This is a genomic window from Methanofollis formosanus (genome assembly GCF_019633745.1).
GTDB lineage: Archaea > Halobacteriota > Methanomicrobia > Methanomicrobiales > Methanofollaceae > Methanofollis > Methanofollis formosanus.
On record NZ_CP037968.1, the window covers coordinates 633675 to 647193 of the forward strand.

The following is a 13519-nucleotide window of genomic DNA, read 5'->3' on the forward strand; positions in this document are numbered from 1 at the left end:
GGTTGTTCATTTCGGTAGTGGTCATCTCCATACTGATCCCCTCCTGGGGGTCTACGGGATATTGATGGATCTACAACACAAGATGGAGATTTAAAAATATCTTTCGCGATACCTCGTGAGGATCACAAAAACAAGGACAAAATCGGATTTAAAACGACAAAATATGGCTAAAAAAGCCAATATTTTGATAAAAACCGAATATTTCCGGCCAAAGTGAGATAAGACCAATCCATGCCCCGATCCTGGCATCCAGATCCAGCGAGGGACGCTCAGGGCACGGATCGGTTCTGCGCCCTATACGCGTCCAGATTTCAATTCGGCACGGCCCGGCACGACGAAAATCAAAAAAATCAGGTTTAATTTGCCAAAATGTGACCAATACTGTTTTAATTCGGGCGATTAAGAATCCTGAGAGAATAAATGAAGCAAATAGCCCCGAATATGCCATTTTTTGTCCGATCTTGAGGCCCATGAGATTGCATCGATATCGAGTATGAAATATTGTTCAAAAAGATATGTGTGCATTGGTGCACACGCCAGTACATTTTCCCAGGTTTCAGGCCGCCGGGTGCGGCACCCCCTCCAGTTCGGGGGCCGGGCCGTGGGCGGCGACTCCTTCCGATCAGATGCCTCCTCCCCCTCCCACGCCTGGCGCATCTCCGTCCATCCCTCAAACCCCGGAGTGAAACGCCGGGAGGGCGGTACACGGGATGGCCCCCATTCCAATGACGGCGACCTCCTCTCAGTCAGGCCGGACACATGGACCGCCGCGAGGATCACTCATGCCAGGGAAAGAAGAGCATATCCGGGGGATTTAATGAACCCGATGTATTTTTCAGACACGAATACGAAGGCATATATATTGAACTATGAAATTATTCTCCATTCGGAGCACCCCCATGCAGATACCCATCGCACAGCCCTCCCTCGGAACCGAGGAGGCAGAGGCCGTCACCGCCGTCCTCGACTCGGGCATGATCGCCCAGGGCCCGGAGACCGCCGCGTTTGAACAGGAATTCGCCGCGTACTGCGGTGTCCTGCACGCCGTCGCCGTCAACTCCGGCACCGCGGCCCTCCACGCCGCGCTGCTCGCCGCCGGCGTCGGGCCGGGCGACGAGGTGATCGTTCCCGCCTTCACCTTCTTTGCGACCGCCTCCTCGGTCTCGATGTGCGGGGCGGTGCCGGTCTTTGCCGACGTGGAAGAGGCGACCGCCACCGTCGACCCGGCCGACGTCGTTACAAAGATCACCTCCCGGACAAAGGCCATCATCGGCGTCCACCTGTACGGCCAGCCCTGCGACGCCGGGGCGCTGCGCGAGATCTGCGACGCCAACAATCTCGTCTTCATCGAGGACGCTGCCCAGGCCCATGGGGCGGAATATCACGGAGAGAGGACCGGGTCGCTCGGCGACCTTGCCTGCTTCTCCTTCTATGCCACCAAGAACATGGCAACCGGCGAGGGCGGGATGGTCACGACCGCCTCCGACGACTATAAGGTACACCTCCGCCGGATCATCAACCACGGCCAGGCCGACAAATACCTCCACATCGAACTCGGCTACAACTACCGGATGACCGACCTCGCCGCGGCGGTCGGCCGGGTGCAGCTCAAAAAACTCGACGGCTTCAACCGTCGCCGGCAGGAGAACGCCGCCTATTATAGTACTCATATCACCGCACCCGGCCTGGTGCTCCCCGCGGTCACCACCGGCAGAACCCATGTCTGGCACCAGTATTCCCTCCAGGTCACCGACGCCTTCCCGCTCAGCCGCGACGACCTGATGGCCACCCTGCGGGACCGGGGGATCGGCTGCGCCGTCCACTATCCTGTAGCCCTCCCCAGCCAGCCCCTCTATGCCGGGGCCAACGCCTGCCCGGTCTCCGAGAAACTCGCGGCCTCGGTGCTCTCCATCCCGGTCCACCCCAACGTCACCGACGAGGGCCGGGTGTACATCTGCGACGCGATCAACGGGGTGGTCTAAATGGACGCGGGCGTCATCGGCACCGGGGCGATGGGACGAAACCACGTCCGGGTGTACACCGAACTCAAAGAGGTCGGCACCACCTATGTCTACGACCTCGACACCGCCGCCGCGGAGGAGGTGGCGGTCGCCACCGGCGCCGAGGTCTGCCGCTCGATGGACGACCTCCTCAGCAAGGCCGAGTGCGTCTCGGTCTGCGTCCCGACGCCGTACCATTTCAGGACCGCCGGCGCGGTGATCGCGGCCGGGGTGCACACCCTCGTCGAGAAGCCGATCTGCCCCACCGCGGAGGAGGGCACGGCCCTCATCGCCATGATCCCGGACGACGTCGTCGTCGGCGTCGGGCACATCGAGCGCTTCAACCCGGTCGTCACCGAGGTTGCGGGGATCGTGCACGACCCTCTCTACGTCGCCTTCCACCGCCACAACCCGGCCTCGGCCAGGGTGAACGGTTCTTCGGTCGTCGAGGACCTGATGATCCACGACATCGACGTCGTCTTCAACGTCCTCTTTCCGGGCCGGAAGTACATCCTCCAGGCCGGCGGCACGGCGGACGTCGCCGCTGCCATCGCCACCTTCGGCACGACGCCGGTCTACCTCTCCGCCTCCCGCAAGTCATCAAAGAAAGTCCGCTCCCTCTACATCGAGGAGGAGAACCGCACCATCGAGGCCGACTTCATGGCCCAGGAGGTGTACGTCTACCGCAAGCCCTGCACTTACGACCAGACCAACGGGCTGTACCACCAGGAGAACATCATCGAGAAGCTCCTGGTGAACAAAGTCGAGCCTCTCAAGACCGAACTCCAGACTTTTGTCAGATGCGCCCGCGATCAAAAACCCTTCCCGGTGACGCCGGAGCAGGGGCTCGCCAACGTGCAGGTCTGCGAGGCGATCAAGAACGGAGCATAACCCCATGACACATCTCCAGGAACTCATCAACCGGCGCGGCCCCATCCGCACCGTCGGCGTCTTCGGCATGGGCTATGTCGGCATCCCGGCCGCCCTCCTCTTTGCGGACGCCCCGGGGATCGAGCACGTCTACGGTTTCCAGCGCGACTCGGCCACCTCCGGCTACAAGATCGCGATGCTCAATAGGGGCGAGTCGCCCCTGAAGGGCGAGGAGCCGGGGCTCGAAGATCTTCTCCAGAAGGTCGTCTCATCCGGCACATTCTCCTGCACGCCCGACTTCTCGAAGGTCGCCGGGTGCGACGCCGTCACTCTCGCCATCCAGACGCCCTTCAAAGACTCAAAAGACCTCCTCCCCGACTTCACCCCCCTCATCGAAGCGATCAGAAACGTCGGCCGCCACCTCACGCCCGGCTCCCTCGTCGTCCTCGAATCGACGATCACCCCGGGCACCACCGCGGGCATGGCCCGCGAGATCCTCGAAGAGGAGTCCGGCCTCGTCGCGGGCGAGGACTTCGCCCTCGCCCACGCTCCCGAGCGGGTGATGGTCGGCCGATTGCTCAGGAACATCCGCGAGCACGACCGCTGCGTCGGCGGCATCGACGAGGTCTCCACCGCGAGGGCCGTCGATCTTTACTCGCGGGTGCTCACCACCGGCCAGGTCATCCCGATGACCGCCACCGCCGCCGAGGTGACGAAGACTGCGGAAAACACCTTCCGCGATCTCCAGATCGCCGCTGTAAATCAGCTCGCCCTGTACTGCGAGGCGATGGGCATCAACGTCTACGATGTCCGTGACGGCATCGCTTCCATCAAGGGCGAGGGCATTACCCGTGCAATCCTCTGGCCCGGCGCCGGCGTCGGCGGCCACTGCCTCACCAAGGACACCTACCACCTGGAACGGGGGGTGCAGGTGCTCGGCGGCGAACTCGACTATCCGGAGGGCCGGGAGTCGCTGTACACTCTCGCACGGGGGATCAACGATTTCATGCCGGCGCACATGCTCCGGTTGACGGAGTCGGCGCTGGCGCAGGTGGGCAAGACGCTGAATGGTGCAAAGATTGCACTGCTCGGGTGGGCGTTCCTCAATGATTCGGATGATGCGAGGAATACTCCGGCAGAGCCGTTTTATGAAGCGGCGATTGCGGCGGGGGCGGAGGTTGCTGTGCATGACCCGTGGGTTGACCCCGCGACGGCGGCGGGGGTGCCGGCGGGGTTGAGTCGGGATTTAGAGGGGGTGCTTGCGGGTGCGGACGCGGTCGTGGTGTTTGCGGGGCATCGGGAGTATCGGGGGTTGGTGGCTGATGAGGTGAAGGGGTTGTGTGGGTGTGTGCATCCCGCGATTGTGGACGGGCGGAATGTGATCGATGCGGAAGCGTGGATCGACGCGGGCTTTGCCTACCGGGGGATAGGGAGAGGCGACAAAAACGGCCATCTTATTGAAATATCTGAAAAAACGGAGAAAGAATGAAGTACATTGTCACAGGCGGGGCAGGATTCATCGGGTCAAATCTTGCCCGGGCACTTTCGCAGAACCACGAAGTCACCATCATCGACAACCTCTCCACAGGGCGGATGGAGAACATCCAGGACCTCGTCGAGAGGGAAGACGTAACCTTCTTCCAGGGAGACATCAACGACACCGACCTCCTCCAGGACCTCTTCCAGGACGCCGACGGGATCTTCCACCAGGCGGCACTTCCCAGTGTCCAGCGCTCGGTGAAGAACCCGATGGCAACGCACGAGGCAAATGTCACCGGCACCCTGAACGTCCTCCTCGCAGCCCGCGACGCCAGCGTGAGAAAGGTCGTCATGGCCTCCTCCTCCTCGGTCTACGGCAACACCCCGACCCTGCCCAAGCACGAGGGCATGATCCCCCATCCCCTCTCCCCGTATGCGGTCTCAAAGATCGCCGACGAGTATTATGCGTCGGTCTTCTCCGACCTCTTCGGGGTGCAGACCGTCTGCCTCAGATACTTCAATGTCTTCGGCCCGCGCCAGGACCCGAACTCCCAGTACGCCGCCGTCATCCCGAACTTCGTGAAGCGGATTTTGAACGACCAGCCACCTATCATCTACGGCGATGGGAAACAGACGCGCGACTTCACCTATATCAAAAACGTCGTGCAGGCGAACATCAGGGCGATGGAGAGCGACGCCCAGGGCGCCTTCAACATCGCCTGCGGTGAGCGGATCGATCTCCTGGAACTCGCGAGCACCATCATGGAGATCGTCGGGAAGGTCCTCGAACCGATTCACGAGGCCCCTCGCCCCGGCGACGTGCGGGACTCGCTCGCCGACATCTCCCGTGCGCGGGAAGCGTTTGGGTACGCACCGGAGTACGACCTGAAAACAGGACTTATGGAGACGATCACATGGTTCAGGAATCACTGAAAGACAAGACGGTCTGCGTCGTCGGGCTCGGCTATGTCGGCCTGCCCCTTGCAGAGGCATTTGCAGAGAAGATCACCACCATCGGCTACGAGATCGTGGAAGAGAAGGCGCGGCAGATCGCGGAGACCACGAAGGCGCCGCTGCACGTCACCTCAGACCCCGCCGAGATCAAAAAGGCGGACTTCATCTCCATTTGCGTCCCGACGCCGGTGAAGAAGACCAAAGAGCCCGACCTATCTTATGTCGAGTCTGCGGCCCACACCGTCGGCCAGCACCTGAAACCCGGTGCGATCGTCGTGCTGGAGTCAACGGTGTACCCCGGCGTCACCGAAGGGATCATCAAACCAATCCTCGAAGAGGAGTCAGGTCTCGTCTGTGGCAAGGACTTCAAGGTCGGCTACTCCCCCGAGCGGATCAACCCTGGCGACGACGCCCACGAACTCGCAAAGATCACCAAGAACGTCGCCGGCATGGACCCTGAATCGAGCGACGCCCTCTGCGAACTCTACAGCCTCGTCACCACCGTCTACCGTGCCCCCGACATCAGGACCGCCGAGGCGGCGAAGGTGATCGAGAATATCCAGCGCGACCTGAACATCGCCCTCATGAACGAACTCTCCATTATCTTCCACAAGATGGGCATCGACACCCAGGAGGTGATCAAGGCGGCGGGCACGAAGTGGAACTTCCACCAGTACCGCCCCGGCCTCGTCGGCGGCCACTGCATCCCGGTCGACCCCTACTACCTCGTCTACAAGGCCCAGGAACTCGGCTACCACCCCCAGGTGATCCTGGCAGGGCGGGCGATCAACGACTCCATGCCCAAGCACGTCGCCGACATGGCGATCAAGGAGTTGAACCGCGCCGGCAAGGTGATCAGGGACTCGAAGGTTCTGATCATGGGCCTCACCTACAAGGAGAACGTCCCGGACACCAGGGAGAGCCCGGTCAGGGAGATGGTTCGCGAGCTGAAGGAGTTTGATGTGGACGTGTATGGGTATGACCCGCTTCTCGGAGCAAAAGAGATCGAGCGGTTCGGAGCGATGCCGATTACCTCGCTCCAGGAGATCGACGATCCGATGGCGTGCATCATCATCAATTCACCGCATGATGCCTTTGCGTCGCTGATGCTGGAGGAGGTGCTCTCGATCTGCAATGGCAAGCCGCTTATTGTGGATGTGACGGGGATGTTGAAGAGGAATAGGGGGGTGAGAGGAGGATGTGTATATTGTACGCTGTAAGTGCTGATGCTCCCTAATCTACACCCCAGAAAACAGATTCAATGTGGCATAAAAAGTGCGAATAAGGCCAAAATAACATAAATCTGGATAAATATCTCTACAAGTGGTGATCCCGATGAACTCAGGAAATGATAGATAGGCTATGTCAATATAAGTCTCTCCAAAATATGTAGTTGATTGCATGCATATCCGGATAGACCATTATCATATAATAGCCCCTAGTATGCCCTAAAGATAGCGATAATCCCAGAGGATAATATAATGGTTAGAGCCATAACTGACCGACTAATAAAGGGACAGTGTTGTCTAAATATTACCATTAGGAATACCTTCTCACAATTATTCAGGGGACCAATATCATTCTTTTATGAAAGGATATTCCATGAACCCATGGGTGAGGAGGTAATAAAATTTGTTCGAAATGTATCCTATGTGGGTTTGGGCACAATGTTATCATCAATATTTTCATTTTCATACAACCTCATCGCCGGGCGAGTGCTCGGCCCCTCAGGGTATGGGAACTTCACACTTGTCCAATCCATCGCTATGTTCCTTTATATTCCCATGCTATTGGGACTGAATTCGGCCATGATAAAATATTGTGCTGAGAGCAGAGATCAATATCAACAGCGTAAAATTATGTCGACAACATATAGTGTCGTCATTTGCTTGACTATAGTTTCTGTAATGCTTTATGATATATTTAAACATCATATTGCAGTTATCTTCTCTGTAGATCAAGAAATTATTGAACTATCTATCATTTTTGCAGTGATTTTTGTATTCTACACCTTAACTACTAGTAGCCTCTGTAGCCTGCATCTCATGAAAGATTATGCCATTTTTCAACCGATGTATGGAATCACACTTTTATCAGTGTTTTTATTTTTCATCCATATACAGTTTAATTCCTTCAAAACGATGGTTTACGCTAATTGCCTTGCCTATGGGATAGTTGGATCTATTATTGTATTGATATTCCTCAAAAAGTATCTAGCGTTTACCATTGATCGTTCATGTTTTTCGACATTATGGAAATATAGTTCTGTAGTAGTCATAGGAGGGTTATCCTTCACTCTTTACACTAATATTGACCGGATCATAATCAATTATTATATGGATGTTGAAAGTGTAGGGATCTATGGAATATATTATTATGCATCATTCACATTGTTGACCCTAGTTTCAGGAATATTCATAACTGTATTTTTTCCAACAGCTTCAAAATCACATGATAAGAGATCACTCTATGACAAACTCAATAAAACCGTCCCATATTTGATGATATTTGGGACACCTATAACATTAATAGGAGAATATACAATTTTACGGTTGTTTGGAGAAGGTTATCCCATACAACTTCCTTTGATGCTTATATTTGCGATCGCCGCGATGTTGGTGACATGGTATGGCATATATGCATGGTTTTTCAGTTCTGAGGGGATAGAAGGATCGAAATTAACAGTTTCTGGAACACTAATCATTGCAATAGCAAATATTATTTTAAATATCATGCTTATCCCACAAATTGGACTTTATGGTGCCATTGGCGCGACCGCACTTGCTTTTGCGCTTGGTCTATACTATAACTTCTACCATGGAAAGAGATTTTTAGACTCTGTTGATTCAGACATAAAGCCGCGGCTCAAGCATACCTGATTACAAACCTGATGAGGATTTCCATTAACCTCTTGTCGACTGCACCTTCCTTCATTGTTTGAGTTCATCTCAAAACCCTCCCTGATCCTTCATGCCAGATACAAAGAGTATCAGTCCTATGAATGATCCTTCTTTTCTTTCATACCTTGGAACAATCGGCTCTGTAGAATTCCTTTATCTCAACCACAATAATCTGATTTTGGACTGCTTTGATGATGTTGTGGAGTATGATTTTGATCTTGATTTCTTTGATCTGTGAGTGAAACTTTCTCGCCTTCAGACTCTCTCCAAATCTCCTTTTGAGAACTGAAAAGGCTGTTTCGACTTTATTTCTCTGATGATATTTCTCTCGATCAAATCCATCGAACATCTCCTGTCGATAGTGTCCTGAGTATATCTTTCCCTTCCATTTTCTGACCGGGATCAGTGAATACGCTCCTATTTCTTCTCTGATTTTCTGATGAAGTGTTTCGGAGTCATATCCTCGATCCATGCAGTAACATTCTATTCTCCTCGTTCTGGTACATTGATTCAAGAGTTTTTCTGCATGTTTTATGTCATGTACCGGTTTTTGTGAGATTTTACAGAAGATGATGATCTGTTTCGCCGTATCGACTGCAATCGAGGTCTTCAGGAAGTTTTTCCGCGTTTTTCCCGTCCTCCAGGAATAATAATGACTTGCGTATGAACTGGTGAACCCCGATGAATCGATCGCGGTTATGGGGATAATGTCTCCTCGTGAATAAAAGAGATCCAGAGTTTTCTTGAGGATCCTGGTGAAGATTATTGAGGGAACTCTCTGGCTGAATTTGTGAAGGGTCGTGTAGTGTGGAACCTGATCCAGCTGGAGAATCTCTTTGATTCTGTCCATCAGATCGACGAGTTGGACTGTATCACGGTAGTCCTCTCCGATGATCTCACGGAAGATGATGAGAGACATTAACTGAGGTTGAGTATACGTTTTTCTGGAGTATTTACAGGAATAGAGAGGAATATGAGCGTTTCTGATGACGGCGAGCGTAGTCTCAAGAAGGTTGATATAACTGTTCGTTGACACTGATTACTGCTCCTTGCGGTTGGTTTGGTCACTTACAACAAGGAGCAACGATTTTATCGATCTTTCTCTTCAGGAGTGATCACTCTACGGAAGGGTTTCTACAGGGCCGAACAATCATCTTAATTGTCGGATCGATCCATTCTCAATGATTACCTTCTTTCATTTTGGACGGAGGTCATCCCAAAACTCTTCAGTCCTCCCCCTCTCAGAAGATAGCGATAGATGTGGAGAAAATACCCTCCTCTTTTCGTTGCCCCCCCATGCATTCATGCCTTCCCACACCGCCGCGCCGGGGGACTGCGCCCCCGGACCCCCGGTGGAGGAGAGGGTTCAAAGTTTCCGGAAGGATGCGCTTCGGTTCGAGGAGATGGCCCCCCTGGGAGAGTTTTGGGACATGCTCATAGTGTAACGAATCTCCTGTAAAAATTAACCTAGCCCTGTCTCCAACCTAGATTTTTAGAAAGGAGAAACAGAGCCATGGATCCCTTAGCGTTTATCGAAGATTATCTTTCTGATAATGATACTGGTATGAAGAACCTTATCACCGGGTTTATCAACCCGATGATGTTGTTAGAGATACTCCAGCAGGTTGGAGCCGAGCAGTATGAACGAACTGATGCATAGTAGGCGCACCACAAGGGGTACAAGACTCGATCTTCGAAAACTCGGCATGGTGATCTTGTTCTCCAGAAACCTCAATTTCGTGAATTCCCTTCGAGATCCAAGTATTTGGACGTTATTCCCGGGTTGAGAAAGTTCTTGTGAATGCGATCTATGAATCCTATCTTCAGGGTGTTTCAACCCGGCGGATCCAAGAAATCGTTGCTCATCTGGGGATCGATCAACTCTTTCTTTCTTCCGTTTCTCAGATGGCACAAGATCTCGACGAATAGGTCCATACATTTCTCCTGCGACCAATTGAAGAGGAGACCCCCTATATCTTTGTCGATGCCTCCTATTTCAAAATCCGAGATGGACCACGGTACATCACCAAAGCTCTTCTGTGATCGCTGGCGTGCGTGTGGACGGGTACCGGGAAATTCTAGGAGCCAGAATCACAGACTGTGAGAATGAGGAGTTCTGGTTCGGTCTGTTCAAGGAACTCAAAGAACGAGGATTAACTGGAGTCAAACTGATCGTCTCAGATGGCCATGCAGGGATCCAGAAGGCAGCAGAAACTGCTTTCCTCGGTGCATCATGGCAGATGTGCTCGGTCCACTTTACTTGTGCGGTTTTGAGAAATATTCCCCGAAAATGCCAGTAAGAAGTTGCTGAGAGTTTGAAGGAAGCATATGGGAACGAAGAGAGACTTCAGGAAGTCGCAGATGGCCTGAACGAACGATGATCTCTGAAATCAGCGAATACCATCGAGATTCCGTCCGGGACTCATGAGTTACACAGCACTCCCAAAAGAGCACGCAAAACGGATTCGAACAACGAACATGATGGAACGAATCAACAAGGAACTGAAGCGGAGAACGAAAGTTGTAAGGGCTCTGTTGAACCCCCCCCTTCAGGTGCGTGCATGTATCGACTGCCTTCCCAAACCTCGCGCCGGGGGCGCTACCCCCAGACCTCCGGGATGAAGATAGGGACGGGAAGGCAAAATCAATAAACATGAAGAGGAATTTACCGTCCCTTGCCCTATCCTGGTGCGGAAGGACCAAGGGGCGGCCAACCCCCCCATGAAACAGCGAAGAGCCAGAAAAACTCTTGAATCAATGTACCAGAACTAGGAGAACAGAATGTTTCTGCATGGATCGGGGATATGACTCCGAAAAACTCCATAAAAAGATCAGAGGAGAGATCGGGGTGTTGAAACCAACCAGTATCATTTTTTTGCACTAATAAAAAAAATCCATCCCAAAAGAATAGAATCTGTGTCAAAATATCGATCCAAATATGGAATATACCCCTTACTACACGTCTTTTTTACGATCTCAAATCCTTCACATTCTAGCATTGCCTCAAGTTTCCAGTGAGGTACTGGTTCAATATGATAGTGATCGAGAACATCTTGTTTTGAGAATAAATGATAATTTCCATGAAGTAAATATTTAACCCTAGAGAATATATTAGTAATATTTGGTGTAGAAATAATTAATTGGCCACCCGGTTTAAGAACACGGTAAACTTCCCTCAGGTATTGATATGGATTTTCTAGGTGTTCTATTGTTTCAATACTCATTGCTACATCAAAAAAATCGTCTGCAAACGGAATTTGATTATTCAAATCTGCTTTGAAACATTTAATGCCACTTAACATAAACTGATCCAGATTTATATCAACAGGATAAGTTTCAAAGCCCATTTGAATTATTTTTTGGGATAACGCTCCCCTCCCCGCAGCTGCATCCAGTACTCTCCCATATTTAATGTTCATTAGTTTTAAAGCAGTTTCATGTACTCCTTCAGCGGCACAAGCGCTGATAACTTCTTCACACATTTTTTGTTTTGCACACTCATCCATGAGAATAGATATGAGTGTCAAATAATTTAAACATTTTATATCTTGACGCACCAAAAAAGTAATTTCTTTGAACCTAAAATTCTCATATTTTGGCCCCGTAGAATCAGGCATGAACCCCTAGTTCAAGCATACGGGATGAAAAACCTGATGTGTAATCTCATTTCTTTGGCGGTTCACGGGGAGAGCAAACTGTCAGGTTTGTGGGATCTGAATCCCGTTGTAGAATCTAGCTTCATGTCCTTTTCAAAAGCATACGTGTGTCTTTGAACGCGAATGGTAAATTGCCTTTGAGGGGCTTTGTAGAAATCATCTTGATGGTCCTCTTCGCCGGGGGGCTGACCGCCCCCCGTTCCCCCGCATCACGATAGAGGGGTGGACTGCACCCCCCACTTCATGGTCTTCTCTGCGCCTTCCCGACCCTATCGCAATCCCTGGGGCCCGGGGGCAGCGCCCCCGGCATGAGCAGGAAGGAAGGCGATGGATTCAGTTCACAGGGGGGTTGTGGTGATGAAAAGAGGATGTTTTCTACAGGGCCGTTTTCCGGGAGTATTTACAGGAATAGAGAGGGATATGAGCATGTCTGATCACGCTGAGAGTCGTCTCAAGAAGGTTGATATAACTGTTCGTTGACATTGATTACTGCTCCTTGCGGTTGGTTTCGTCACTTACACAAGGAGCAACGATTTTATTGATCTTTCCCTTCAGGGGTCATCACTAGACTGGAGGGTTTACCATGAAAATGATCCTGACGATCCTCTCTTCAGGTTTGCATGAGATTTTAAACTCGCCATATCACGCTGAAGCCGATACGCAGAGGATAGAAAATTCTTCTGATGCATCGGTCGCCCCCGTCGTCGAAATTTCCCTGCCATCTCGCGCTGGGGGGTTTCACCCCCCGGATCCCCCACGACGAAGATAGGTGGGGGCGGCGATGGAACACGATCCTCATCGATTCTCCTCTCTTGAAAAAGAGCGATCAAGCGACGAAAAATTTTCATCCCGTATGCTTGAGCCGGAGGTTCATGCCCGATTCTACAGAGCCGAATAAAATTCAATTTGTCGGTTTTCATTGGTTCAGCATGAGGCGAATGCCTCATGTCGTTTCATGGAAATGATCCTGACTTTCAATTCTGGAGTTACAGACAAGAATTTGAACACACAGATTTCCCCTATAGTTGATATGCGGAGAACAAAACTGTCTCCCGAACGATCAGACTCTCTGCCTTCCCCTTCCTATCTTCGTCCCGGGGGTCGGGAGCAGCGCTCCCGGCGTGAAGATGAAGGAAGGCGCGATGGAATGATCAGGCATGCCACCCTCAATTGCAGAAACTTCCCCGCCGTCTCGCGCCGAGGGGCAGCAGGTCAAGAGATCTCTGACATTTCCCCCGTCACAAGGAGAAGGATCAAGGATCATATCACACTCCGGAGACCTGCAATATGAAATTTTCGTCCCATATGCTTGAACCCCACGTTCATGCCCGATTCTACAGAGTCTAAAATTCAGACCCGCTCCCCAACCCGATGGCAGGGGTGGCAGATTTACAGAGCAGAGTTTTTATATATCTTCATTTTAGTTTCCCATGATAAAACCCTCCCATACAAATTCCCTTTCCTCAAAACCTGTTCTAAGCTCTCTTTGAAGTGCAGTCTGAGGGATCTGGATCTGAATCATCAATCTCGTTGAATATCACGAGATTTAGCCATTATAGAAAGACATTTATAATGGGGTGGCGGGGCATCAGGATCACTTTTAGGATATGCGCAAAGAGAGAGGCAAATGGAAATCCCCATAATTGAAGTAGCAGAATGC

The 13519-nt window shown here is 52.0% G+C and carries 9 protein-coding genes and 3 pseudogenes; 8 read left to right on the forward strand and 4 right to left on the reverse strand.

Annotated elements, in window-relative coordinates; all coding sequences use genetic code 11:
• Positions 1–148 precede the first annotated feature (148 nt).
• Positions 149–472: a hypothetical protein gene (locus tag E2N92_RS02840; RefSeq protein ID WP_220682192.1), complete on the reverse strand. Its 324-nt coding sequence runs from the start codon at positions 470–472 to the stop codon at positions 149–151.
• Positions 473–899: 427 nt separating this feature from the next.
• Here E2N92_RS02840 and E2N92_RS02845 point away from each other — a divergent pair, with 427 nt between their 5' ends.
• From E2N92_RS02845 to E2N92_RS02870, 6 genes are all read left to right on the forward strand, one after another.
• Complete coding sequence (locus E2N92_RS02845) at positions 900–1982, forward strand: DegT/DnrJ/EryC1/StrS family aminotransferase (protein ID WP_220682193.1); 1083 nt, start codon at positions 900–902, stop codon at positions 1980–1982.
• Positions 1983–2891, forward strand: a complete 909-nt coding sequence (locus E2N92_RS02850; RefSeq protein ID WP_220682194.1) for a Gfo/Idh/MocA family protein — start codon at positions 1983–1985, stop codon at positions 2889–2891.
• 4 nt (positions 2892–2895) lie between these two features.
• Complete coding sequence (locus tag E2N92_RS02855; RefSeq protein ID WP_220682195.1) at positions 2896–4359, forward strand: nucleotide sugar dehydrogenase; 1464 nt, start codon at positions 2896–2898, stop codon at positions 4357–4359.
• Complete coding sequence (locus E2N92_RS02860; RefSeq protein WP_220682196.1) at positions 4356–5282, forward strand: SDR family oxidoreductase; 927 nt, start codon at positions 4356–4358, stop codon at positions 5280–5282. Before E2N92_RS02855 ends, E2N92_RS02860 begins: the two co-directional genes overlap by 4 nt.
• Entirely contained in the window at positions 5264–6523 is a 1260-nt protein-coding gene (locus E2N92_RS02865) for a nucleotide sugar dehydrogenase (protein ID WP_220682197.1), read from the forward strand. The genes E2N92_RS02860 and E2N92_RS02865 overlap by 19 nt, the downstream gene beginning before the upstream one ends.
• 390 nt (positions 6524–6913) lie before the next feature.
• The gene (locus E2N92_RS02870) at positions 6914–8182 is read left to right on the forward strand and encodes an oligosaccharide flippase family protein (RefSeq protein ID WP_220682198.1); all 1269 of its coding nucleotides are present in this window, start codon (positions 6914–6916) and stop codon (positions 8180–8182) included.
• A gap of 139 nt (positions 8183–8321) precedes the next feature.
• Here E2N92_RS02870 and E2N92_RS02875 read toward each other — a convergent pair whose 3' ends face one another.
• Positions 8322–9239, reverse strand: coding sequence for an IS5 family transposase (locus E2N92_RS02875; RefSeq protein ID WP_220682199.1), 918 nt, complete (start codon positions 9237–9239; stop codon positions 8322–8324).
• A gap of 477 nt (positions 9240–9716) precedes the next feature.
• On the opposite strand from E2N92_RS02875, the pseudogene E2N92_RS13765 reads away from it, so the two are divergent.
• Positions 9717–10825 (forward strand): annotated as a pseudogene (locus tag E2N92_RS13765) (IS256 family transposase).
• Between the two features lie 118 nt (positions 10826–10943).
• Positions 10944–11051: pseudogene (locus E2N92_RS13770) on the forward strand (IS5/IS1182 family transposase); the annotation flags it as partial.
• Positions 11052–11070: 19 nt separating this feature from the next.
• Here the strand turns inward: E2N92_RS13770 and E2N92_RS02900 are convergent.
• Positions 11071–11820 carry a class I SAM-dependent methyltransferase gene (locus E2N92_RS02900; RefSeq protein ID WP_220682203.1) on the reverse strand — a complete coding sequence of 250 codons (750 nt, stop codon included), beginning with the start codon at positions 11818–11820 and terminating at the stop codon, positions 11071–11073.
• A 423-nt stretch (positions 11821–12243) separates the two neighbouring features.
• A pseudogene (locus E2N92_RS13545) lies at positions 12244–12342 on the reverse strand (IS5/IS1182 family transposase); the annotation flags it as partial.
• Between the last annotated feature and the right edge of the window lie 1177 nt (positions 12343–13519).

Coding starts and splice junctions, on each gene's coding strand:
- E2N92_RS02900 (WP_220682203.1), bottom strand. CDS start 11,820: ATGCCTGATTCTACGGGGCCAAAATATGAGAATTTTAGGTTCAAAGAA.
- E2N92_RS02840 (WP_220682192.1), bottom strand. CDS start 472: ATGGGCCTCAAGATCGGACAAAAAATGGCATATTCGGGGCTATTTGCT.
- E2N92_RS02855 (WP_220682195.1), top strand. CDS start 2,896: ATGACACATCTCCAGGAACTCATCAACCGGCGCGGCCCCATCCGCACC.
- E2N92_RS02850 (WP_220682194.1), top strand. CDS start 1,983: ATGGACGCGGGCGTCATCGGCACCGGGGCGATGGGACGAAACCACGTC.
- E2N92_RS02865 (WP_220682197.1), top strand. CDS start 5,264: ATGGTTCAGGAATCACTGAAAGACAAGACGGTCTGCGTCGTCGGGCTC.
- E2N92_RS02870 (WP_220682198.1), top strand. CDS start 6,914: ATGGGTGAGGAGGTAATAAAATTTGTTCGAAATGTATCCTATGTGGGT.
- E2N92_RS02860 (WP_220682196.1), top strand. CDS start 4,356: ATGAAGTACATTGTCACAGGCGGGGCAGGATTCATCGGGTCAAATCTT.
- E2N92_RS02845 (WP_220682193.1), top strand. CDS start 900: ATGCAGATACCCATCGCACAGCCCTCCCTCGGAACCGAGGAGGCAGAG.